At 53.4% G+C, this 24,782-nt stretch carries 20 protein-coding genes; 6 read left to right on the top strand and 14 right to left on the bottom strand.

Going from position 1 to position 24,782, the window contains the following annotated elements:
• Nucleotides 1-45: 45 nt before the first annotated feature.
• The 3 genes from CSA35_07865 (at nt 46) to CSA35_07855 (ending at nt 3,963) form a co-directional block, all read left to right on the top strand.
• Nucleotides 46-1,410: a hydroxymethylbilane synthase gene (locus CSA35_07865; GenBank protein PIE54072.1), complete on the top strand. Its 1,365-nt coding sequence runs from the start codon at nt 46-48 to the stop codon at nt 1,408-1,410.
• Nucleotides 1,407-2,897: a uroporphyrinogen-III C-methyltransferase gene (cobA, locus tag CSA35_07860; GenBank protein ID PIE54071.1), complete on the top strand. Its 1,491-nt coding sequence runs from the start codon at nt 1,407-1,409 to the stop codon at nt 2,895-2,897. Before CSA35_07865 ends, cobA begins: the two co-directional genes overlap by 4 nt.
• A 70-nt stretch (nt 2,898-2,967) precedes the next feature.
• Nucleotides 2,968-3,963 carry a porphobilinogen synthase gene (locus tag CSA35_07855; protein PIE54070.1) on the top strand — a complete coding sequence of 332 codons (996 nt, stop codon included), beginning with the start codon at nt 2,968-2,970 and terminating at the stop codon, nt 3,961-3,963.
• Between the two features lie 87 nt (nt 3,964-4,050).
• Here the strand turns inward: CSA35_07855 and CSA35_07850 are convergent, their stop codons facing one another.
• The 4 genes from CSA35_07850 to CSA35_07835 all read right to left on the bottom strand — a co-directional run bounded on the left by CSA35_07850 (nt 4,051) and on the right by CSA35_07835 (nt 7,006).
• Nucleotides 4,051-4,653, bottom strand: coding sequence for a hypothetical protein (locus CSA35_07850; GenBank protein PIE54069.1), 603 nt, complete (start codon nt 4,651-4,653; stop codon nt 4,051-4,053).
• A 65-nt stretch (nt 4,654-4,718) separates the two neighbouring features.
• A complete protein-coding gene (locus tag CSA35_07845) occupies nt 4,719-5,222 on the bottom strand; it encodes a hypothetical protein (GenBank protein PIE54068.1) in 504 nt (167 codons plus the stop codon).
• Between the two features lie 139 nt (nt 5,223-5,361).
• Nucleotides 5,362-6,036: a flavoredoxin gene (locus tag CSA35_07840; protein ID PIE54067.1), complete on the bottom strand. Its 675-nt coding sequence runs from the start codon at nt 6,034-6,036 to the stop codon at nt 5,362-5,364.
• 394 nt (nt 6,037-6,430) lie between these two features.
• Nucleotides 6,431-7,006 (bottom strand): hypothetical protein, encoded by a 576-nt coding sequence (locus CSA35_07835; GenBank protein ID PIE54066.1) that lies wholly within the window; start codon nt 7,004-7,006, stop codon nt 6,431-6,433.
• A gap of 1,304 nt (nt 7,007-8,310) precedes the next feature.
• Here CSA35_07835 and CSA35_07830 point away from each other — a divergent pair.
• A complete protein-coding gene (locus tag CSA35_07830) occupies nt 8,311-9,393 on the top strand; it encodes a peptidase M24 family protein (GenBank protein PIE54065.1) in 1,083 nt (360 codons plus the stop codon).
• A gap of 99 nt (nt 9,394-9,492) precedes the next feature.
• Here the strand turns inward: CSA35_07830 and CSA35_07825 are convergent, their stop codons facing one another.
• From CSA35_07825 to CSA35_07815, 3 genes are all read right to left on the bottom strand, one after another.
• On the bottom strand, nt 9,493-10,143 hold the full coding sequence (locus CSA35_07825; protein PIE54064.1) for a fuculose phosphate aldolase: 651 nt from the start codon (nt 10,141-10,143) through the stop codon (nt 9,493-9,495).
• Nucleotides 10,134-11,333, bottom strand: a complete 1,200-nt coding sequence (locus CSA35_07820; protein ID PIE54063.1) for an MFS transporter — start codon at nt 11,331-11,333, stop codon at nt 10,134-10,136. The genes CSA35_07825 and CSA35_07820 overlap by 10 nt, the downstream gene beginning before the upstream one ends.
• 62 nt (nt 11,334-11,395) lie before the next feature.
• Nucleotides 11,396-12,322, bottom strand: a complete 927-nt coding sequence (locus tag CSA35_07815) for a transporter (GenBank protein PIE54103.1) — start codon at nt 12,320-12,322, stop codon at nt 11,396-11,398.
• 134 nt (nt 12,323-12,456) lie between these two features.
• On the opposite strand from CSA35_07815, the gene CSA35_07810 reads away from it, so the two are divergent.
• Entirely contained in the window at nt 12,457-13,845 is a 1,389-nt protein-coding gene (locus tag CSA35_07810) for a phosphomannomutase (GenBank protein PIE54062.1), read from the top strand.
• A 42-nt stretch (nt 13,846-13,887) separates the two neighbouring features.
• On the opposite strand, the gene CSA35_07805 is transcribed toward CSA35_07810, so the two are convergent.
• The 7 genes from CSA35_07805 to CSA35_07775 form a co-directional block, all read right to left on the bottom strand.
• Nucleotides 13,888-14,901 carry a membrane dipeptidase gene (locus tag CSA35_07805; GenBank protein ID PIE54102.1) on the bottom strand — a complete coding sequence of 338 codons (1,014 nt, stop codon included), beginning with the start codon at nt 14,899-14,901 and terminating at the stop codon, nt 13,888-13,890.
• Between the two features lie 826 nt (nt 14,902-15,727).
• Entirely contained in the window at nt 15,728-16,657 is a 930-nt protein-coding gene (locus CSA35_07800) for a hypothetical protein (protein PIE54061.1), read from the bottom strand.
• 50 nt (nt 16,658-16,707) lie between these two features.
• Entirely contained in the window at nt 16,708-17,592 is an 885-nt protein-coding gene (locus CSA35_07795; GenBank protein ID PIE54060.1) for a hypothetical protein, read from the bottom strand.
• Complete coding sequence (locus CSA35_07790) at nt 17,589-18,494, bottom strand: hypothetical protein (GenBank protein PIE54059.1); 906 nt, start codon at nt 18,492-18,494, stop codon at nt 17,589-17,591. Before CSA35_07790 ends, CSA35_07795 begins: the two co-directional genes overlap by 4 nt.
• 34 nt (nt 18,495-18,528) lie before the next feature.
• Nucleotides 18,529-19,809: a tyrosine--tRNA ligase gene (locus CSA35_07785; GenBank protein ID PIE54058.1), complete on the bottom strand. Its 1,281-nt coding sequence runs from the start codon at nt 19,807-19,809 to the stop codon at nt 18,529-18,531.
• Between the two features lie 37 nt (nt 19,810-19,846).
• Nucleotides 19,847-21,181 (bottom strand): hypothetical protein, encoded by a 1,335-nt coding sequence (locus CSA35_07780; protein PIE54057.1) that lies wholly within the window; start codon nt 21,179-21,181, stop codon nt 19,847-19,849.
• 16 nt (nt 21,182-21,197) lie between these two features.
• Complete coding sequence (locus tag CSA35_07775; protein ID PIE54056.1) at nt 21,198-22,799, bottom strand: MBL fold hydrolase; 1,602 nt, start codon at nt 22,797-22,799, stop codon at nt 21,198-21,200.
• 955 nt (nt 22,800-23,754) lie between these two features.
• Here CSA35_07775 and CSA35_07770 point away from each other — a divergent pair.
• The coding region (locus CSA35_07770; protein PIE54055.1) for a chemotaxis protein at nt 23,755-24,782 on the top strand (1,028 nt) is incomplete at its 3' end.

Below are 24,782 nucleotides of genomic sequence, written 5' to 3'. Positions count from 1 at the left end.
GCTCTCGGTACTCAGAGAGACAACACCTTGCCTGGAGGGACCCTTATGAACCGTAAATACTCCTTGATGGTCGCTATGGACGCAACTCTTGGACCTGTGTTGGTCGTCGGTGGTGGAGACGTCGGCGAGCGAAAAATCCGCACATTGCTCAGCGCTCAGTTCGACGTCACCCTGGTCTCGCCTCATGCCACAATGGGCCTCCTGAGCCTGGTATCTCGAAAACAGATTACCTGGCACCAACGATGCGCCCAGCCTGAGGACTTCCAGCGACATCGCCTGGCGGTCCTGGCAGTTCCTCGGGAGGAGACAGAGAAACTCCTTAAAATGGCCGAAGGTTCCTGTTGTCTCATGGACTGCAGTGGTGCCGGAGATCTAGGCAACTGGTCTCTCGTCGCGCAATTCCGTACTGAGGAGAACCTCATTGGGGTAGGCAGTTTTGGTACGGCTCCCCTGAGCTCCGCAGATCTCAAGATGAATCTTCAAAGCTGGTTGGCAGGAAGCAGAAAACGACCGGTTCTTTTCAGCAGAAAGAGCGCTCTGGCCAAAGCTCAGACATTGGAGGTCGCCCAAGCATTTCAGCAACAGGGAGTTCCCGTGGAGATAAAGACGCTAACGACCTGCGGCGACAGAGATTTAACCCGCCATCTCTCCACCTTTGGCGGGTTCGGGGCCTTCGTAAAGTGTCTGGAGGAGGCTCTACTCGAGGGACGGGGCGACGGTGCCGTCCACAGCCTGAAAGACGTCCCGTCGGTGTTGCCTGAGGGGCTGGAACTTGTAGCGGTTCTTCCTCGAAGTTCGTCGGCTGATCTGCTCATCTCAAAGCAACCGGAAGGTCTGGATGGCCTTCCTGAGGGTGCGCTCGTGGGAACGTCCAGCATCCGACGAGCCGCTCAACTGGCCGCAATCAGGCCTGACCTTCGGTGTACCTTGGTTCGGGGCAACGTACATACCAGGTTAGCCAGGCTGGAATCAGGCGAGGTAGACGCCCTCATCCTGGCCCAGGCCGGATTGAACCGATTGGGGATCACCCCGGAGAACACCTGCACCTTGCCGTTTCTCCCGGCCCCCTGTCAGGGCATCATCGCCGTGGAGGCGCGACAAGGAACGCTGCTGGCTCGACAAGCCGCGGCCATCAACCATAGGCCGACCTGGCTCGTCGCCCTGGCAGAACGGGAACTCCTCAAGGATCTTCAGGTCGGCTGTCACGTGCCTTTTGCCGCATGCGCCTCCTGGGAGGGACCATCAATGATCCTGAGGGCTCAGACCCTGACACCCGATGGAAAGGGATTCGTGTTCGAGCGACGGTGGTCGGTGAACGACGACGCTCAAGCCCGGGATATGGGCCGGGCCATGGCTGAGGAAATCCGACGCCATCCCGAGGCATCAGTCATGTTGGAGCGCCGTCCATGACGGTGTACCTCACCGGTGCCGGCTGCGGCGGCCCCCGATGGCTGACGGCCGAGGCCGTCCAGCTTTTGGGCAAAGCCGATCACGTGATCTACGACAGGCTTATTCACCCCGACATCCTTCAATGGACCCAATCGAAAGTCCAACTCCACTACGTGGGTAAACGAAAGGGCCGCCACTCCACGGACCAGGAGGTTATCGGACGGCTTCTGGTGGACCTGGGACATTCCGGGACAACTGTAGTTCGACTCAAGGGAGGAGATCCATTCGTCTTCGGACGGGGTGGTGAGGAAGCCCTGCTCCTTCAGGAACACGGCATCCCCTGGCGGTATGTTCCCGGGGTCAGCGCCGCGGTGGCCGCCTTGGGTTCAGCCGGAGTACCCCTGACCCATCGGGGAACCGCCGAGACGGCAACGGTGACGACGGGGCACCGCCGCAACGGCGCCCCTGACGACGACCTGTGGAGCAGAATCGCTGCGGTGGGAGGGACCAGAGCCATCTACATGGGGGCCTCGGCAGCACATGCCGTAGCCGAGGGGCTTCTTCGAAAAGGGGTACCTCCAGAGACATCGTGCTCGGCTGTCCATTGGGGCGGATGGGGACGACAGAGCAGAACAGACTGTTCGCTGGAAGACCTGGGACACTCGTCCATCCCAAGCCCAAGCATGCTCGCTATTGGGGCCGTTACCGATCTGAGGCTTTATCCCGAAACGGGACCTTTTCAAGGGCTTCAACTGGCGGTCGTCCGCCCGGCTCCCCAGGCATGGGAGACCGCTCGTGCTCTTGAAAACCTGGGTGCCGACTGCTACAGCCTCCCTCTCCTGAAGATTCGAGAGCTTCGGGAAAACTGGGATCAAGACACCCTCACCGAATCGGACTGGCTCGTCTTCACCAGCCCAAGAGGTGCGAGGCTCATACCGCAGGCTGTTGATCCACGATCTATCCGGGGGCGAATAGCCTCCATCGGCCCCGGGACATCCCAGTCTCTCCGAGACCTCGGGCTTCAGCCGGATATGGAAGCTGAGACATCCACATCCCACGGCCTGGCCCAGGCCCTGAGCGAGACGCTTCACCCCGGCGAGACCGTGTGTTTTTTCAGAAACAAACGAGCATCCCGTCTCCCTCCAGAGGCGGCGGCAAAAGCGGGCACCCGGGTGATCGAAATTTCGGCCTACGAGATGAACGACGCATCTCTTCCAGGGGAGGATCTCTACCCCCTGTGCTGGGACGAATGTCCCCTGCACGCCGTCATCTTCGGAAGTGCCGCCCTGGTAGAGGCATGGGACCGGCGATTCGCCCCAACAGGCAACGAAGTTGCCTTCATCGCTTGGGGCGAGGCGTGTGCTCAGGCGGTTCGAGACATATTGAAGAGGGAGCCCCTCGTCATGGACACCCCCTCCTGGGAGGGGCTTAAGGTGCTCATACAGCGAAATAAAGAAGATCTGATCAAGCCACGTCAGAGAACAAACGAGAGAGGAATGAGGTCATGAGAGACACGGAACTCCACAAACCATGGGAATTCAAGGGAAGCTATCGACAGGCCGGAAGGATCCCCCTATCATGAGCGAGCTTCGATGCACTTATCCAACGAGTCGGCTCCGACGCCTTCGGGAACACCGCCTTCTGGCTGAGTCCATTCGGGAGACGGACCTGCGTCCCGAACACATGATGCTCCCTCTGTTCGTCGTGGAAGGACAGGGCATTCGTCGTCCCATATCGTCCCTCGACGGTGTGGACCACCTGAGCGTTGATCGTCTGGACGAGGTGGTGGCTCCCGCTATTGAGGCCGGAATCCATCGTTTCCTCCTCTTCGGCCTTCCCGACGCCAAGGATCCCTGGGGAAGCTCGGCCAGCGACGACGAAGGTCCTGTGCAGAGAGCCGTCGCGCATCTGGCCAAGCGATACGGTACCTCGATTCTCATCGCCACCGACGTCTGTCTTTGCCAATACACTGATCACGGGCACTGCGGCCTTCTGAGGGATGACGGGAGCATCGACAACGACAGCTCCCTTCGCCGCCTGGAGGAAACCGCGATCAGTCACGCCAGAGCCGGAGCTCATATGGTAGCCCCCTCAGCCATGATGGACGGCCAGGTCGGTGCTATCCGACAAGCTCTGGACCAAACAAGGTTCTCCAACGTAGCCATCATGGGCTACTCGGCCAAGTTTCACTCGGCTTTCTACGGTCCTTTCCGGGAGGCTGCCCACAGTGCTCCTGGACACGGCGACCGCTCAAGCTATCAGATGACCCCCTCCAACGGACGGGAAGCACTGAGAGAGGCCTTTCAGGACGAGGCCGAAGGCGCGGACATCCTCATGGTCAAGCCGTCCCTTTTGTACATGGACGTAATCGCTCGCTTGCGAGGGGATACCCTTCTGCCCATAGCTGCCTACATGGTCAGCGGCGAATACATGATGCTTTGCCACGCCGCCAGAGCCGGCGCCCTCGACTCTCACAGATCAATGACCGAAGCCCATCTGGCTCTGAGACGAGCCGGAGCCGATCTCATCATCACCTATGGAGCGGTTGACGTCGCCCGATGGCTTCGCTCCTGAGAAGCTTCGGCACCCCAGCAAGGCCTCATATATAAACGCGACGGCAAGGCCCTAAAGGGCTCGCCGTCGCGTCTTGATCAAGCATGTTTATGGATCGTCCCGTCGCAGAGGACATGAAGGAGCATAGGAACACTCGCTGCAAAGGAAAGAGACCCTGTCGCTCCCCTTTCCTAAAGGGACCATACCCACCCAGGAATATGTCGGCTCCAGTCTTCCATCGTCATGGACGATCATGTCGATCTCGGCGAGGCGAAGCAACTGTCCCACCGCAACATTCAACGTCAGGGGGAGAGCGCCGGCGGATCCCGGTGCATAGAAGGAACCGACGGGAAGCCGTTTACCCCGTGCCCATTCCTCCACTCGACGGAAAAACCGTTCCTGCCCCTTACCCAAAGCAGCCGTGGCCATGGACTTGAGCCAGGGTCCTTCCTCCTCGACCGCTTGAGACAACGCTCGTCCCACCGTACCAGCCCCCAGAACCAGGTACAACACGTCAGGCCCCCAACTTCCAGTCCAGACAAGCTCACCGGGATCGACAACACCCCACAAAAGCACCCCATGAGCGAGAGAGCGAACCATCATCCGGGCCCGATCCAGCTGCGGTCCAAACGACAGAGCCCAGCGACGCAGGGCCTCCGTCACATCGTCGTCAAGGAGAAGACAATCGACTCGTTCCAGAGTAGTGATCATGGGCAGTCCCTTTGAGGTTTTTCAAGTAACGTCAGGCGCCTCGTTTTTTGCCTCTCAAGGTACTTTTAGCAGGATACGATGAAATCCTTGGGTGAGGCGAAGACCTCGAAGTCCGTCATCTCCTTCTCCCTGACCAGAGCCTCTACATCGTCCTCGGTCTCCACGCTGTAGAGTTCCATATCATCACCGGAGATGTCCACCACCAGGCACATATACCCTTCAGCGACACCCTCCCGGTACATATCGTAAAACAACTGCATATCGATCAGGTCCAGGAAGAACACGTCCCGATCGGGGTCGTCTTCCCCTTCCTCTAATTCCATAGCGTTTATGTAGTCGGTGATCCGAGACTTGAGAACATCGTGATACCATGGAAGTACATCTAAGACAATAGGTCCCCCGTCTCGATCTTCCTGAAGGGTACCGATTTCTTTTTGATCCAAGTATAGGGTTCCCTTATACAGGCAGTCACTGCTGTCAAGCTCCTTCAGATCGCGAAGTTCCACACCGTTTATCTGAGCATATCGAATGTTATCCATATCGAGTTTCGTCCCGTCCTCTCCATACATAGATCGCCGGGAAAACCCGACATTGCCAATCATTCTACTCGAAAAACCAGCCGGGTGCCACAGGTGAAACGACGCTTAGGTACAGAAAAGGAACCCACCACAGATCTGGCGGGTTCCCACTGAGTTACGGAACAGTCGTCTACTTGAACTTTCGGTCAGCGACCTCCCCTGGCGCACCCAAAGGCTCACTCAGGGAATAATATTGCCTTGCATTACGGTTGTAAAGTAAGGGATTAAACTTCTCCGGAGCGATCCGACCGGTCTCGGGGTTAAGCACATCCTTGTTTATTGATATTTTCTTCACCAGCCCAATGAACAGGGTATGAGAACCTAAATCCAGAGAACGTTCAAGCTCACATTCCATGGTGACGGGATATTCCTTCACCACCGGAGCATCCACCGTCTCAGCTCGAACAGGGGTCAATCCCGTAACGGCGAACTTATCCAGATTAGGCTCCTTCTTCATGCTATGGTGCCCAACATAGTCGGCCTCAGAGGCAAAATTTTTGGAGGGCAGGTTCACCGTGAAGGCCCGTTTCGCCATGATATTAGCGTATGTAGCTCTCGTATTTCTGATCCCTACCCCAACTCGATGGGGTTTGCTGCTCAGGGGCCCCCCCAGATCGATGAGAGACATATCAGCTTTGCCGTTCTCGCAGTACGTCCCTACGATCATCACCATGGTTGGATAGACCGTACGGAATGGTTTACCGTCCACGGGATTTACCGAGACCTTCTCGGCAGCCACAGAGACCGACGAGAGGAGCAGCACACAGGCCCAAACAGCACAGACAACCCAAGCAGATCGTTTCAACGCATAAACCCCCTTTTGTTAGATGTGATAAACAAATCATATCATGCTACAGACTCTACGACAAGTAGCAATATTATTAAATTTCAGGAGCAACAGCAACCAGAAGGAGGGGAAAACGACTAGAGGTTCCCCTAAAAATGCAACTTTTTGGCTGTAGAAGAGGCATCCACCTCATAAGAACCCCTTTGAAATAAAGACAAGAGACCTATCCTACTTTAGAACGCCCTGTAGTTTTACCAGTTTCGGATCACAGGCAGAGTGTACAGGTATGCTTCTTCACCCCCACACATACCATATGCTGGGGGACAATTTGATACATTTGTGAACGTTCATTCGATCGTACTTGATCTATCAACACCCCTGTTGTTTTAAATTACACGAATTAAACCATCAATCAGGAGGTCCGTTCAAAAACCAAATGCCCCTCCTTTTCCATTTTCAAAGTAAAATCAGAGCTCAAAATCCCCTTGAGCTTTGATTCGCTTATAGGGTTTTTCCCATAAATTCTGGAGCCGGCACGGCTCATATAGGACAACCTTCCTCCCGTTTTGATCACCCGGGTTATTTCACCCAGGACCCTCTGTTTTTCCTCAATAAAAGGCAAAGTGTTATGCAGATAAACTAAATCAATACTCTTATCTTCCAGCCCCGTATCGCAGCCAGACTGGATGACCTGAACGTTATTTAACCCATTCTTATAGACCTTCTTCTCAACGATTTTTATAGCTTGCTCGCTTAGATCAAGGGCAAAAACCCGTCCTTCTTCACCCACCGCTTTCGCAGCTGGAATGGTATTAAACCCAAGACCACATCCGAAATCAAGGATAAAGAGCCCCTTTTCAATGCCTGCAAAATTAATCTCTCCTTCAATATTCCTAAAATTAATCCTTATATTCATGACCATTCTCATAACCTGAAAAGCGACCCAGGGCATTGGTTTTTGCTCTTTTGTCCCTTTTGTTGTATTCATTATTTTCAGCCTCCTTTAGCTACTTCTTCCTATTCTTCAGCACAAGATGAACACAAATTCCACGATAAACATCGAGCTTATTTATGTTGAATAATATCGGTCATTCTGTTGTTTCCAGTACTTCATCTGTCTAATGGGTCGCGATAAAATTCTTGTATATATGGAGCGCTTGAATCCTTGCTCCATTTTTCAAAGCTTTATCAATTGACAATCTATCCGAGGAATTAAGAAAAAAGTGTTCCGTAAAGAACGGCGAGATGTATTCTATGATTATTCTTATCAACAAAACCCAAGATATTCTCAAGATACACCTCCAGCAACCGTTTTCTTTTTTAGCATTTGGAATCTTTTTTTCATATTTATGATGCTAGGCATCAACCATACCTCTGTAAACCACACAGGCTTCGTCTCATTCACTGCAAGAATCGTTTGTATGACATGTTTTTGGGCAGGATATTTTAGTGAGACATCAACCACAGCATTAAAATAAGGATTGATCCCAACCTTGCCTATTTCGCTCAATACATTTTTATAAACAGTTCGATCACTATCGTTCGTATAGTTATAGATAACGGTAGGCTTACTGGCAGGGGCACTGACTTCAATGAAACGATTTTTTGAACAAAACCACTACATGGGGGCAATTAGTCCTTGTTTTAATCATATTTGACCATATTTTTGATTCTATTATACCTAAAAAAACGATACGAGTACATTTGCCATTGCTCTGCACGTTGTAAAACAAAGCCATAGCAAACACCGACACACCCGGTGCCTTACCATTCAATGAGTACTATCATAAAAGGGCATCTCCTCGAATTCCAATTCTTTGCAATCTTGACACATAAAAAGTACCAGACAAACTTCTCATAGAAAGGGGATCGGGAACAGGTACAAAAGAGCTGTAAGAGATCTGTCTAGCTGCCATGATTGCCTGAGGCACATCTAAAGATGGAAAAACTACAGGACGTTGAAAAGTTGGACAGGTTTCTTGCTTTTACGCACGGGGTTTCTTGTGGTACGGATCTCTGCTCTAGAATCAAAGAGCTGTATTTTTAGAGATCCCCCTTGATTCGCAGGGTAATTGACGTTATTTTGACATGGAGCACAAAGTCCATGGTCGTAGTATCAGGCACGAGAGTCGAGTGACGTTATAGGGGAAGTTCATCACTTCCATACAGTAGAGAATCGTACTTTCGCTATTTTCGAATTATCAGGTTGCCGGCCTTCATGGATTGAACCCCAAATATGTGTTCTACCAAAGGATAGGCCCACCAATCTCACCCCAAAGGAGACGACCCACGATGAACGAACAACGGACAAACAAGATCCTGGACCACATGAAGCAAAAGGGAGTTTCCTCCATTCTGGTGTCCGATCCAAGCAGTGTGTTCTATCTGACGGGAAAGTGGATGCACACCGGCGAACGGCTGTTGGTGCTCTACTTGAACTCCAAGGGCGAGCATAAGCTTGTCAACAACGAACTTTTCCCCCTCCATGACGACCTCGGGCTGGATATCGTGTGGTACGACGACACCCAGGACCCCGTGGAGAAGATTGCCTTGCTGGTGGGAGAAAAGGACACGATCGGCATCGACAAGGTCTGGCCCTCCAGGTTTCTGCTCAGGCTTCAGGAGCTGAAGTCTGCCGCCACGTACGTCAACGGATCGTCCGTGGTGGACGCCGTTCGCATGAGGAAGGACGAGGCAGAAAGAGCGCGTATGCGAAAAGCCTCTGTGCTCAACGATCAGTCCATGGGGATGATGATCCCTATGGTGGGAACGGGGCAATTCTCCGAGAAGGAGATGGGGCAAAAGCTGGCCACCATCTACGAGGATCTGGGGACCGAGGGTTTTTCCTTCAACCCCATCATCGGGTACGGGAAAAACTGTGCCGACCCGCACCACGAGATCGACGGTTCCATGGTCTCCGAGGGAGACAGCGTCATCATAGACATCGGCTGTGTTAAGGATTCCTACTGCTCCGACATGACCAGGACCGTCTTCTATAAAAAGGTTTCCCAGAAGGCGAAGGACGTGTACGCCCTGGTACGGGAGGCCAACCAGAAGGGGATCGACACGGTTAAGCCAGGCGTCCGATTCTGCGACGTGGACAACGCCGCCCGAGAGCACATCAGCACTGCTGGGTTCGGCCAGTATTTCACCCACAGGACGGGGCATTCCATCGGCATCGACGTCCACGAGCACGGCGACGTGTCGGCGGCAAACACCGATGTTCTGGAGGAAGGTATGATCTTCTCCGTCGAGCCGGGGATCTACATCCCCGGGGAGTTCGGCGTCCGCATCGAGGATCTGGTTCTGGTCACCGACTCGGGATGTGAGGTCCTGAACAGCTACGACAAGTCGCTCACAATCATCGGAGACTAGTTCCACGAAGGCCGACCTCAATGGAGAACAACGGCACAGAACGGAATGGCACGGATTCTCCTACGAATCCGTGCCATTCCGTTCTACGAACAGTCGAGCTTACTGCCGCTCCTGACCGTAGGACCGAAACCGCTCTCGGGTTCTCTTTATGTCATCCCTGGAAAGGAGGCTCGGCTCTCCCACGCTTTTCGCCAAAATATAGAGCCTGGCCACGTACTCCACGTTGAGGGCCACGGTGAATGCCGCCTTGAGAGTTTGCCCCAGAGCCACCTGACCGTGATTGGCCATAAGGGCTCCGTCGTAACCGCCGATGTTGTCGGCGACCTTCTCAGCCAGATCCCTCGTCCCGTACACACCGAAGGGGGTCAGGGGTACTTTATCCCCTACGACTGCCACCATGTAGTTCACCGCAGGCAAGTCCACACCCAGACAGGAGACGGCCGTAGCGTAGTCCGAGTGGCAGTGGACCACCGCCGAGATGTCAGGACGCTTCCTGTACAAAGTCAGATGAAGCTCCCACTCGCTGGTGGGGATTCGATGGGCCCTATCCACAAAGTCGCCCTCAGAGGTCATAAGGACAACATCCTCGGGTTGCGTCTCTCTGTAGGGAATTCCCGAAGGGCTCAAGGCCACGATTCCCGAGGCCCGATGAAAGACACTCAGATTTCCGCCTGTTCCGGTGGTCAGACCTTCTTCCAGCAGCTTCATGCCATAACGCACGATCTCTTCCCGCTCGGTTCTCATACGCATGGGCCGCCCTCCTCCACCAGGTCGTCCAGCCCCCTAAAGGGATGGTCAAAAATAAACAACGAGGTACATCCCAAGAGGATACCCCCGATAGGGACAAAGGGAGATGAAAGAATACCCACCTCCCGAATGTATCCTGCCAACAAAGGCCCCAGAGTCATCCCCAGTCCGAAAGCGATGTTGAACATTCCCATGGTTCGACCGGTCCCGAAGACACGTCCCCGAATGGCTGCCATTGATATGATGGACGGAGAGCTGGTGGCAGCCCCCAGGCCAAAGATCAACGCTCCAAGCAAGAGGGACGGGAACGAGCGAAAGGCGGGCATCATGAAGAGGATACCCGACGTGATAGTTCCCCCCACCCAAACCAGTCGGTTTTTCGGCATTCGATCAGCTAAAAGGCCGGTGAATCGCTGCAAGAACCCCGTCGTCAGAGACACGATTGACAGAACAACGCCGATCTTGAAAAAGGTCAGGTGAGCTTCGGATGCGATAAGGGGCAAAAACATAAGCATGGATCCCCGCCCCAGAGCTGAGGAAAACTGATAGACGTACACCCGACAAAGTACGGGGTCTCTCAACAAGGCCCTGTAAACTTTCATCGACCCGACGTGAGACGAAGAACTCACGGGCAACCCCGTCGGCAGCCCCCAGGCGACCCCTACGAGAGCCATCAACGTCAACGACGTCATAACTAAAAAGGGTGCCTGCAATCCAAGCCAGTCGGCCATCAGCCCGCTGATCAGGGGGCCCGTGCCGATGCCAGCGAACAACGCCATCTGAAGGAAACCGAAAAATTTTCCCTCTCCCCCTTTTTTCGAGACATCCGAGCCGATGGACATAGCCACGGGAATGACGAAGGCCGATCCCATACCGTTGAAAAACCGAATGGCCACCATGTGCCACACGGAGGTGACCGCCAGATACGCCACAGAGGACAGAGTGTACACCGACAGACCAAAGAGGATCAGGTACTTTCGCTCCAATCGGTCGGCCAACCCTCCGGCGACCAGCGAACAGCCCAATCGAGACAGGGAAAAAATCCCCAGGACCAACCCGAGAAGACCCCCTCCAGCACCGAGTTGAACGGCATACAGTGGCAGTATAGGACTGATGACCCCGACTCCCAACATACAGCAGAATAAGGAAAAAGAAAGGACCAGAAGAATATACCGATCTTGCTGCAATCTCACAGGACACCCGCTCCCCCTCAACACACTCCTCGTATCGTACCATGTCCTCAGATACACAAAGGCTAGAGCCCTAAAAGGTAAAGCCAGAAAGCAGTGGTCGCAACAAACCAGACTGTGGACGCGACGATAATCTCTCCAGCAGCCTCGTGATCCATGCCCATCCCCTGGGCCAGAACAAAATTGTCCACCGCCGCCGGCATAGCGGCCATGAGCACCGAAGTCCGCACCAACATGGGATCCAGAGAGAAAAGGCTCAAGGCCCCCCAGGTAAGAAGGGGGGAGAGGATCAAGCGAACCAAAAGGTCGTTCCAGACCCGGCCCAGAGAGGACAGGAGGTTTCCCAGTTTCAGGGAGGCCCCTAAACCGACCAGAGCCACACCACTGCCTGTGTGCCCAAGGATGCACAAGCTCTGGTCCAGCCAGCTTGGGAGTCGAAAGCCGATAAAAGCACCGATGACTCCCGCCACACAGGCCAGAACCAGGGGATTAATCATCAGTTTTTTCAGTGCGCCAGTCAGGGTTCGGAGCGACACACTGCCCGAAAGAGCGATCTGTACCGATACGATGGAGATGAGCTGATAGACCACGAGAGCCAAAGCCATGTAGACAGCATACCAGACAAGCCCAGCTTCCCCCAAAGCCACGGTAATGACCGGCAAGCCCAGAAAAACGTTGTTTCCCCGAACCGACACGAGGACCGAGACAGCCAATCGTTCTCTCGGGAAGCCTCTCAGTCGGGCCAACCCCCAGGCAAAGACGGGAAGGATAAGGAAAGGGCCGTAGAGGGCAGCCATAAAAGCGAAATTTGTAAAATGAATCGGATCAACCGTTACCGTCGCCCGAAACAAGATGGCTGGCAGGACCACCCAATACAGGGTACGGTTCATCTCTTCCACACCTTTGGATGAAAGCACCTGAAAACGGCGAAGCCACCACCCCACAACCATGACAATCCCCAAAGGCAGTACCACCAGCGCACCATTCCACATTTTTGTTCCCCCCTCCCTCTTCTCTCTACGCCATCCCACGTTTTCGGACTGTTTATCGACGGAACGGTTGCTTTTGACGTATACTTGAACAGGAATGGAAAATATTTGTACGATCACAAAGGAGTGAGCGTCCTATGAGGATCCCCACCACTATTTTCAGGGAATACGATATCCGAGGTGTAGCAGATACCGATCTGTCGTCGGCCAACGTCCTGGCCATCGCCCGAGCATACGGCACCTACCTTCGGCGTAAAGGGGTGGTCCGAGCTTCCGTGGGAGGCGATGTCCGGTTCTCCACAGAACGGATTAGAAAAGACGTGATCCAAGGGCTGAACGAGACGGAAATCGACGTACTGGATATCGGGACCGTAACCAGTCCCCTGCTGTACTGGAGCCTGTTTCATCACAACCTGGACGGTGCCGTCATGATCACCGGCAGCCACAATCCCAAGGACATGAACGGCCTCAAACTGGCCTTCGGGAAATCGACACTCTACGGAGAGGAAATCCAGGTCATCCGCAGGATGGTTGAGGCCGACGACATGGACATGGCATCCAAGCCCGGTTCAGTCCGCCGAGAGGACCTTTGGGATTCTTACCTCGACATGCTCCAAGAAAAAATAGTTCTGGGACCAAAAAGACTCAAGGTGGCCGCCGATGCCGCCAATGGGACGGCAGCCCTCAGGATCGTTCAGTTCCTGGAGCGTCTGGGATGTGAGGTGATCCCTCTCTACTGTGAGCCCGACGGAGCCTTTCCCAACCACCATCCCGATCCTCAGAAACGGGCCAACATGCAGGACCTCATCAAGGCTGTTCGGGAACATGGTGCTGACGTGGGCGTCGGTTTCGACGGAGATGCCGACCGAATCGGAGTAGTGGACGACAAAGGAGAGATCATCTGGGGGGACATGCTCATGGCCTTCTTCTGGCGAGAGATCCTTCCTAAACATCCGGGAGCCATTGCCATAATCGAGGTGAAGTGCTCCCAAGCGCTTGAGGACGAAGTTCGCCGACTGGGTGGAGAACCCTACTATTACAAGGCCGGACACTCCCTTATCAAGGCCGAGATGAAACGCCGTGGTGCCCTATTCTCGGGGGAGTACTCGGGGCATATCTTCTTTGCCGACGAGTACTACGGCTACGACGACTCGTTCTATGCCGCCGGACGTCTGCTCCGCATCCTGTCCAACAGCGACCGTTCCCTATCAGAAATGCTGTCAGACATGCCAGTGTACTACCACACTGAAGAAATCCGGGTTGACTGTCCCGACGATCAGAAATTCCAAGTCATGAAAGGGATCACAGCCAAGGCCCTTGAGAAATACCAGGCCATCACCGTGGATGGCCTCCGCATTGTCTACCCCGACGGAAAGGGCTGGGGACTGATCCGGGCATCCAACACCCAACCGGTTCTGGCCACAAGATGCGAGGGCAAAACCCCCGAGGATCTCGCGATCATCGCCGAGGATATTCGGCAGCGTATCGTCGATGCAGGGCTCCCGGATTTTCAGTGGACCTACTGACTGCTACGAGATGGCTCCCGGAAACGGGGGCCTCTCTCTAACCTATGGCAATAACGCCCCGTAGACCCGAGCCCAGTTACCACCAATGATCGCCGCTGCCTGCTCATCTGCGTATCCTCTGAAGAGGAGTTCAGCGGTGAAAGCGACTGCCCCGCCATAGCCGGGAACACAGTCACAGGTCGTACTCGTGTCACCTCTGCTCTGTCGGATCCAGTCACAGAAATCGAAGCCGAACCCCACGTGTTCAAGCCCCACCAGATCTCGAATGTGATCCACATGGTCCGCCAGTCTCGCCGGTGATGCAACTCCGAAGCCCTGATCAACCACGAAGGAACTACAGCAGTTCATCCCCATGACGCCGCCATGATCTGCCAACGCCATGATCTGATCGTCGGTCAGGTTTCGCATACTTCCCGCAAGAGCCCGGCAATTGGAGTGAGAAGCCACAAAGGGACCATCCCAGAATCTGGTCACGTCCCAGAAACCCTCGTCGTTCAGATGACTGACGTCGATAAACATGTTCAGGTCTCGGGCCTCATCCAGAAGAGCAACGCCGAAATCGGTGAGTCCCCCCTTTTGTCCCTCACGCCGAGGAACAAAAAAACACCCGTCCCCTGCGAAATTACGACGACTCCAGACCAGACCGATCCCCCGTACCCCCAGCTCGTAGAATACGCGCAGAAGCCGAAGATCGTTGCCCAGGGGCTCAACCCCCTCAAAGGAGAGAATCACCGCTAATTTCCCCTGCGCCCGAGCTCTCTCCACATCGCCCCAGGAACGACACAGGCTTACCAGATGACCACATTCATCCAGCTCCTGGTGAAAAGCTGCGATCTGATCCAGAGCCCGACGTAAGGCCATCTCTGGAAGGAATTGGTCTTCGATAAAGATGGACGAGACCACCAGGTCTAAACCAGCCTCCCTCATAGCTGGCAGGATATCGTCCTCCATGACGTTCCGGCGCCCAGCTTCTCTCTTGGCCAACACCTCCATGAGAAGATCGAAATGAGCGTCTACCACGATACGAGATCGATGAAGCTCCTCGGCTCGTCGCATATACGACTGGTCCACGGGAATCCCCCTTTTACACCCCTCAAAAAGGGCATGATCGATCGATTATACCACCATCCCCATCTCCAAAAACAGCGAGGGGGGCTCACGAGCCCTCCTCGCTTATGATAATCATATACAAGGGAATAAGCCTTCCCTAATTGCCCTCGTCATCCGACGACAGCATCAAAACGGTCCTATGCAATTGTGGGGTATTCGACGTTTCGATGTACCTCACTCCTCTCTGAGCTGATGGAAAACGGTCGGAGTATCGTTCGTACTTCGATTCCATCAATGGCATCAACCCTTACTCTCGTTGTTTTCCAACTACCTCGAGTATCGCTGAAATAGAGCTGAAACACGTTACCGATACTCAGACCAAAAGAGGAGATCGGATGCCCTTCCCCTCTAGCGCCATTGTACCGCATAAAAGGGATGAAACAAAAACCGCTAGCCCCCCTTTAAGCGTGAATAGCTCCCTCTAAGGCCGTTTAGAGCTCATTTTAAAGAAAAAACAAAGGATCTCTGCCTGAATACTCTTCAATCTCTCTAGGGCACCTCTAAAAACCTGCATCAGGTCGTTCCCTCAGTGCCCTGTCTCGCCCAAACGTAACTTTGGACCTACCTGCTCCGTACCGTCGCATCGAGGGGCACCTCCCATGCCCTCTCAGCTTGGGGCGACAGGATGTCGCCCCAGGTGATGATACTTCACGATAGCAGGTCAAAAACACGAACCTCAAATGGGCTCCGTCGAAACGACCTGAGGCGAGTTTCTGCGTTTTCAGAGATTCCCTTGAGATTGAGTTTTATGTTCAGAAAACTCCCTGACCGATTAGCTTTTAACCTGTATAATTTCCTCCAAAGACTGAGGACGTCCGTATCGCTCCAGCTCCCTGGTAGCTTCCAAAGCGTCCAGATATCCCCATGAAAGGATCACGATCTCTTGAGCTCGAAGTCCCCGGCGATCCTTCATCTCCTCCCAGATAGGCGTGGGAAAGTACATCCACACCGTTACGGCAATCTCACCGAAAGGGCGCTGTCCCTCAAAACGGACCAGATATCCTGTATCGCCCCGAAAGACAACGGAACCACTCTTTTCCAGATTCATTCGCCGAAGCTGCTCAGGTTTGAAAAGCAGGGATTCCAGCTCTGCCAGCCCTTTGTTACCTGGAAGTTCTCCTACAGACATCCACATCTTAGGAGGTTCAGCAATATCTCGAAACACGTCGACACCCCGCCGAGCCCATATCTTCACCCGACCGACCATGGAGTGATCGCCTAAAGAAAGCGCTTTGCGGACACCCCAATAGAGGTAACGGAACTCCCCTAAGTTAAACAAAGAGGCCAAGACTCCCTCTTCGTCATCCCAAAGATCGTCTTGGTCCATGGGGAAAGCCGCTCCCAAAAGGTCTCTCAAGACGAACATGGTATCGCCGTGATTTCCCGGCGGAGGTAGTTCGGACAACAGATGAGACCGAAGACGACTCGTTACCTCGCTGCTTACCGAGATGACCACATCTCCAGTGTCGAAAGTGCTCGGCAATCTATCGTATATGAACGCCTCCTGCCAGCTATCGATATCGCCTGGTTTTCCCCACAGCCAACGTTCGTATGCTCCTCCGTAACAGAACCCCACGAGAAGACGATTATAGGGCATCAACAAAACAACCCGAGGCTCATCAACCCCGGGGACACTTTCGAAGAAAGGCAGACCGGGCAATCTGACCGCGTCTCCGTTTGTCATCAGTTCATAGACGATCATACCGCCCTCACCTCCCTAGGCTTATAGAATACCACCTTCACTGTAGGACTTCAAACATCGGTCACCGAAGGGAAAAGTTTAGTTTTCCATCGTCGATGCATCCAGAGCCATTCATCAGGCTTGCGACGAACCATGTCCTCCAAAACGGAACTCAGTCGCTGAGAAAGGATCGTCATCTGTTTTTTTCGGCTTACCCCCTCAAGCGGATACAGAGGCTCTTCAATAGTCACCTCGTGAACAAACGGAGCAAGCCTTTGAATGGACAGAGGGACCACAGGAACCCGAGCGACCGCCGCAATCGACGCCGGACCACCAGGCATGGAACACCATCGTCCAAAGAAACGGACCGGAACTCCGAGGGGGCCCCCATCCTGATCGGCGACCAATCCCAGGAAACCACCTTCTCTGGGAAGCCGGAACATCTCCCTCACTCCCTGACGTTCCCTTCGAAGGGTCCGAAGTCCCACAGTCCTGCGGTATCGCTCCATGAGCTCGGCAAAATCGCAGAGATTCGGATCCCGAACCGCTGCGTACAGAGGATACCCACTTTGACACAACCATGCGGAGAGAAGCTCCCAATTCCCACCGTGGCCAGCCAAAATCACACAGCCCTCGCCCCGTCGAAGCAAGGAGTCCAAAAACTCTCGCCCTCGAACCCGACGAACCCACCGGAGAGCCTGTGACGGATCGTCGATCAAAGCCAGGTATTCTACAGCCATCCAGCTGAAGTGGTCGTACATCGCGTTCAGAATCCGTCGATGCCAATGCGGACTTTTTTGGGGATACGCCCGAGCCAGATTGTCCAAAGAGATATCCGATCTGGGAGAAACAAGCCCCACCAGCCCTCGAAGAACCCAAAACAGAACCCAACCACGCCAGCCTGGATGGGCCAGAATCCGCCGAAGAACTTCGACGAACCGAACCCGTAGGCTCATCGGCGCCCCTCCGACAAAGTCCGGTAGATATTCTGAAGAGTTTCAGCAGACTCCCGAGACGAGCAACGATCATGAATCCTGTGACGTCCCTGGATAGCCGCCTGACGACCCAAATCACCGATCACCTCCAACGGTTTGGGAAGCTCGTTTCTCCTGAGGGGAATATACCCATCAGGCCCCAAAAGATCGTCCAACAGAGGTGACCAAGGTGACACGGTAGGAACTCCATATAACGAGGCAAAGGCAGCCAGGATAGCCGTGGACACATCGACTCCTGGAAGGACCAGAAGCCGTCCTCTATTGGAGAGAAAGCGAACCGCCTCGGTCTCGCTCACGACGCCCACGGCCCCGAAGAGGGCTCCCGCTTGATCTGAGAGCTTAACGAGAGGCCAGGGAAAGTCTCGTGATAAAAAATCCATGACAGATCTATCCGGGCGGGCCGTCGAGCTGGGAAAAACAACAAGCGCCATAGGTTCTCCCTGATCGTCCTCAGGACGCCCCCAGGCCAAATCCCTCTCGAAGGCAGGACGCCAGACGTTGACATCCTCAGCCGCCTCAGAAACACTTGAAAACTCGGCAGGATGGCCCTGCCAGGATTCGTTGCCCCCTTTCAGAGAGTGTACCGTTAAGGAGCGAGCACGAACCAAAGGCCACCATCGAGGCTGCTGTCCCCAAAGATGCCAAAGCTGACCATAGGTCGAAGCGATACGGGCACGGCGGAAGCCACTCAGGCTCTTCCAAGAGACGACGTCCACAAGCGAGCTCGGGAAAAAACCGCTCCCGGAGATGACCGTCAGTCGCAGACCATCGGCCCCCAACTGACGAGCAGTGAGACCAATTGATAAAATTTCCCAGTAACGAAGAGACTCTGAAAGAAACCACACCCACCCATTCGACCGCATCGGCACGACCTCCTTTTCGGGAGAATTTGTAAAACTACAGGTTCTCAGCCTGAACGACGAAAAACCGCCGCTTCCCTACCTTCAAAAAGAGATACCCAGACTCCAACAGCCAGGAAGAATCGACCTCCAGACGGTCGTCGTCGATACGCCGCCCATTCAACGAAACGCCACCACCGCACACCAGTCGTCGAGCCTCGCCTTTGCTACTGGCCGCCTGAGCTGCCACCATGAGATCGGGCAACGCTGATGGAATGGACACCCGAGAAAAAGGTGCCTCCGAGGCCAGAATCTCCATCATATCGGAAGAAAGATCCACAGGATCAAAGCCTCCACCGAAGAGAATATCGCTGGCTCGTCGAGAGGTTTGGGCAGCTCCTCGTCCGTGAAGCAAGGCTGTAACGGCGAAAGCCAAAGCTTTCTGGGCCTCTCGACGTTCGGGAGCCTCCCTGTGGAGCTCCATAATACGAGCAATCTCGTCTAAGGGCATAAAAGTGAAGAGCTTAAGCAGCGTTTCAACCTGAACGTCTTCGGTGTTCACCCAAAACTGATAGAACCGGTACGGCGATGTCCTCTTGGGATCGAGCCATACCGCTCCCTCTTCAGTTTTGCCAAATTTTGTCCCCGAAGAGGTGAGCAACAGCGGATTGGTAGTGCCGTACACCTGAGCCCCATCCGTCTTCCGGATCAGGTCCAACCCCGACACGATGTTCCCCTGCTGATCGTTCCCTCCCATCTGAAGTCGACACCCGTACGTCCGGTGAAGATGGAGAAAATCGTACGCCTGAAGCAGAGTATAAGAAAACTCGGTAAAGGAAATGCTCTTATCCGGGTTGGTCAGCCTCGAACGAACATGTTCCTTGGCCACCATATAATTTACAGTAAAATGCTTTCCCACATCTCGCAGAAAGTCGAGAAAGGATATGGAACTCAACCAGTCGTAGTTGTTGACCAAAATCGCCCCAGTCTCCCCCGAATCGAAGCTCACAAAGTGGGCAAGCTGCTCCTTAACAGCCTCCACGTTGGAGCGAATCTGCTCAATGGACAGAAGGTTTCGTTCCTTACTCTTCCCCGAGGGATCGCCGATCATGCCCGTCCCACCACCGGCCAGAAGAATAGGCCTATGCCCCAGACGCTGAAGCCAGGCCAAACCCATCAGGGGAACAAGGTGCCCGACATGAAGACTGTCCGCCGTGGGATCAAACCCCACATAAGCCGTGACTCGCCCCTCCTGAAACAGGGCCTCCATTTCCTGGGGATGGCTGCTCCACTCGATATATCCCCGTTCCTCAAGAATCGTAAACCCATTTTCGCTCATATACAGAAGCCTCCAAACACGGACGGTTATACGGCCGTCATGGTTCTTTCCACAAAAGAATTCCTCTATCGATCTCGGGAACCACGAACGAGAGAGTTCCCACTGATCGAAGCCATCGAGTTAAAGCGATCAAAGACGATCGATAGGCGAAGGGTGATTGCCCCCAAACCGACGGAAAGACAATTCCCTCTGACTTGATCATCCCCTCCAGAGCCTTGGCACAAAGTGCCCCTTCCACGTGCCCCCAGAGAAGACTCAACCTCCAAGGACCAGGAATAACATCGTCCAGCTCCCGGGGCATCAATGAATCCATGACCTCGGATCGCCCCAAGGCAATAAATGACCTGTTCGGCTCCAAACGAACGACCATCGGGAATGGCACCTCAATATCTCCCCCCAGATCGACATCACAACTCCCAGCCATCCCTGAGGAGACGATATCCTGCCACAGATCATGAATACCATCCCGAACGGGACCGTCGCCCCAAACCGTAACGCTCATCCCTGGAAAGGGAGCCGAGAGAAGCCTGGCCTGACCGCCGATGGTCACCACCATCCGGTGAGGCTGAGCAATCCCGATCATTGAGGACAGAGGACGAGACACTTCGGGAAGAAAATCGTCCCATCGGCGAGGAGCCCAAAAACTCTTGAGGTGGTCAATTCCCTGAACATACCATTCAAAGACCCCCTCATCGTTCGACAAACACCACGCACCGTGAAAACCACCGTCTGTATCTCGAACCTCCAGATGCGAATCCCACAAGGGTTCCAGCATCCATACAGGCGAGAAAATCTCCTTCCGATGATAAAGGGTGTCGAGCATCAAAGACAACAGATCACGTGACGATGCCAGCAAAACCAGATCGCCATCCAGCGTAGCATAGAGAGATTTCTCAAAAGCAGCACCGGAAAGGGCGAAATACTGCCGCCCTTCATTATAAAAGCGCACAGACACGACGTCTCCCCACAGTTCACGAAACGGCGCTGAGAGAAAACCGTCAGACAGAGCCCATTGAACCGACTCACAAAACCGAAAAGCAGCACATACCTCTACCTGAGAGGACGATACCGTGACCATGCAGGCAGCCCTTTCGGCCAGAGGGATCACCCTGAGAAGAGGACCTACGCTGCTCAGCCCTATACCCCTTTTATCAAGATCATTAATGAGCAGCTGGAATACCGCTCCGTTCCAAACAGCTCCCTGCCCGATAAAAACCCCATATGGCCTGCGTACAACCAGCGCAGGCAAGGCGTTTTCCACCCGATGGAGATCCTCCGGCAAAGCCCATCGAGCCGCCACGATCAAGGCCATACTCCCCAGAAGCACGACAACAAAGACGAGAAAAAAGCTTGATCGTCTTACGGAGCTCACGAGGCAAAACTCCCTATCAACACCTGGATCGGTTCGTGACGGTCTCCAGAAGGACCTTCGCCGAATTCAAAAGAGGCAAAGCCTGCTCAGGGTCCCCCATAGAGGCTGCCGATTCGCTGAGCCGCTCAGTTATGGCGGCGATCTCGCTCAGAGATCTGGCAACCTCCACATAGGCCGAAACATGGCTTTGAGGCGTGGCAACAACGATCTTTGCTTCCCGCTCTGAGACGTTAGGCGACAGCTCAAACTCCTGATCAACCACCGGGACCACAGCCTGAAAGCCCTTCTCTCTGAGGCTTTTAGCCAAAGCCTCAGACGATTTAGGCTCACCATGAGTGACGAAAAAAGACGGTGACGCATCGGCAAAATTAGACGCCCACGCCAGAAGATCCCTGCGATCAGCGTGAGCCGAGAAACCGTTGATAGTATGGATCTGGGCCCGAACCATCACGTCTTCCCCTGCAATACGAAGCTGCTTTTGCCCCTCGACGATCCGCCGTCCTAAGGTGCCGACGGCCTGATATCCCACAAAGACAACGTGGTTCTCTGGGTTCCATATTCCATGCTTCAGGTGATGGACGATCCGACCGCCGTTACACATGCCGCTGCCTGCCAAAATTATCGCGTGATCTACGTCGTTGATGGCCTGAGAATCCTCCACAGACGAGACATACGTTAGTCGTTCCGGAGAAAAAGGATGCTTGCCCTGATGTCGATAGGCCTGAATTTCGCTGGAACAGAGATCAAGATGCTCCTCATAAATCTTAGTAGCCTTCACGCCCATGGGGGAATCGAAATAGATCGGCACATCCTGAGCAAGTCCCTGATCCTGAAGGAGCATGAGTTCGTAGATAACCCTCTGGCCTCGATCAACGACAAACGTGGGGATATAGACCTTGGATTTTTTAGCAAGGATCTGCTTCATGAGAGTCTGAAATTCCTCTCGACTCTCGTCGTTAGTCTTGTGTTCCCGATCCCCATAAGTAGACTCAATCACAACATAGTCAGCCTCGGTGATAGCTGCGGGCGTTCGCTCCATCACCGTTTTCTGGGGACCAAGATCACCGCTGAAAACGATCTTCACCGATGCATCTCCCTGGGTGAGCCATATCTCCAAAATGGCACTCCCCATAATGTGACCAGCATCACGGAATCGGACCTCCAGACCTGGAACAACCTGGATTTTATCGTCATACGAAACGGGGGTTAACATTTTCAGGGCGGATGTCACGTCGTCATCGTCGAAGAGAGGTTCCACTGGAGGCAGGCCCTTTCGGGCGTTTTTCTTGGACCGCCATCTAGCTTCCTCGGCCATAAGGTGGGCCGAATCCCGCCACAAAACCTCCGTGAGCTCCACGGCTGGAAGAGAGCCATATACTTTGCCCTTGTATCCTTGCTTGACCAGGAGAGGGACTCGGCCAGTATGGTCGATGTGGGCATGCGTTAAAAGCACGGCATCAACGCTGGTCGGATCAAAATGAAAGGGCTCCCGATTCCGTTTTTCGTCATCCCGTCCCTGGTGAAGACCACAATCTATCATAACTCGTTTGTCGCCAACCTCCAGCATATAGTTAGATCCGGTCACCTCGCCCGCAGCACCTAAAACCTTCAATCGCACGATAACACCTCCCAAATAAAGACACTCAAGCAATTGAATCCATCTCAAAATTGTACCATATCACGGTCTCAAGACATTTGGGATATGAAGATTTAACATCAATATCTTACTCTTATCAAACACGCCTCAAGAAGCCTCTACATACTTTGAAATTAATCGAATTCGCAAAACACACCACTTTTTTATAATAAAAACAAGGCAAAATGTTTTTAACATTAGACATAATCTTCCCCTCTATTGACGCAGCTACAGAGAAAGGGCTATACAAAAATCTCGGACAGGAGTTTCCTGAAAAAGGATAAAAATGTTCTTTATGGAATTTTAGCGTAACAAAATGATACAGGACAGAGACAACGTTTTTCCTGTTCCGATTTCAACTCAAGAGAAGGCTTTCCTATCTCTATGACAGGCTGTAAGCGCTTGGAGTGCCTGGTAAAGGCCTTTTTTATAACGCCCAGCCTCCTTTGTCAGGTTGGTTTTGATTATCCTTTCTAATCTAATCCGGCCAGGCGTTTCATGCCCCACGCCAAGGTATGGCAACGAACATCGCCACTATTGTGAATGGAGAAGTCTCCCTTTCACCTCCGATTCAGGCAAGAAATTCTTATAGGGAACCTCTCAAAACTCAGAAACTCGTCTCAGGTCGTTTCGACGGAGCCCATTTGAGGTTCGTGTTTTTGACCTGCAATCGTGAAGTATCGACTGGGGCGAGACGAACATCGTCCCAAACCGAGAGGACACAGAGGGCACAGGAGGTGCCCTTCAAGGCGACGGTACGGAGCAGGCAGGTCAAAAATACGTTTGGGTGAGACAGAACTCTGGCGGAACAAGCTGAGGCTGGAAACTCGATTGTAGCTTTTTAGAGATGCCCTTCTTATAGCAATGGATATCCCTTATAAAAATGCTATAATCATGGTATCTGTCAATGGATGTCTTTAAATTTGAGGTGGTAAAAGTGATAAGACTCCGATTCCGAGGGAAATTGCTGGTAGTGCTGTTGGGAGCTCTGGTGATCATCCAGGGAAGTATCATTGCCCATACAGCTCTGAGGGTGAGAACCAACTCCATAGCCAAGACAACCAAGCTTCTCACCGCATCTGCAGAGAGAGAGGCCGAAGAGCTCTCCAAGACGATGACTCGCTTCGTCGTTACGGCTCAAACTCTGGCAGCGTCTCTTGAAGAGTGTAACCGAACCGCCCCCGAAGCTCGGAAAGACGTCATCGACATGACCCGTCAGATCCTGGCTCAAACTCCTGGAGCACTTTCAGCATGGTTCGTCTTTGAGCCCAACGCCTTTGACGGCAAGGATTCTGAATTTTCGGGAGTTGACGGATTTAAGGAGACAGGGCGTTTTGAAGGCACTTTTGTCCGCAACAATGGCTCTATCATTCGGACGTATGATACTACTGAGGAGAGTCTTCAGGACGGAGATTGGTATTATGGCCCCCTTCGCTCTGGGCACCCGATGATCGAAGAACCCTGCCGATACTCCTATGTGGACAATGGAGAGTCATACCTTATAACAACTCTTTCCATCCCCATTAAACTTGATGGGAAAAACATCGGCGTAGTTGGCCTAGACGTAGATCTCGCTGCTTTCACCGAGAAGGTGACTGCCATTTCGGTTACAGAACACAGCTATAACACCCTCTTCTCTAACGAGGGATATATGCTCTATCACCCAAATAAAAACCTTGTAGAAAAGAACCTAGAAGAGGTGGGAAGAGGCAAAATCAAAAACCTGGACGAGATCTTGAACATAATCACCACCGGAGACAAAAAAACCTGCATTGAGTATTCCATTAACTTAAATGAAGATATTTTGAGGGTACAGACTCCCATTCCTCTAGGATCTAACCTTGCCCCTTGGAGCCTCTCTATTACCGTCCCCCTGTCAGACGTGACGGCAGCTCCCAACAGGTTGATTCGTAATCTGATCCTGACCTCCCTCCTTGGGCTGGTTCTTCTGGGGCTCGTGATCTT

It is taken from the genome of Dethiosulfovibrio peptidovorans, from assembly GCA_002748665.1.
Taxonomy (GTDB): domain Bacteria; phylum Synergistota; class Synergistia; order Synergistales; family Dethiosulfovibrionaceae; genus Dethiosulfovibrio; species Dethiosulfovibrio peptidovorans_A.
The sequence above is the reverse complement of the archived record's forward strand: the minus strand, read 5'-3'. Positions and strand labels throughout refer to the sequence as shown.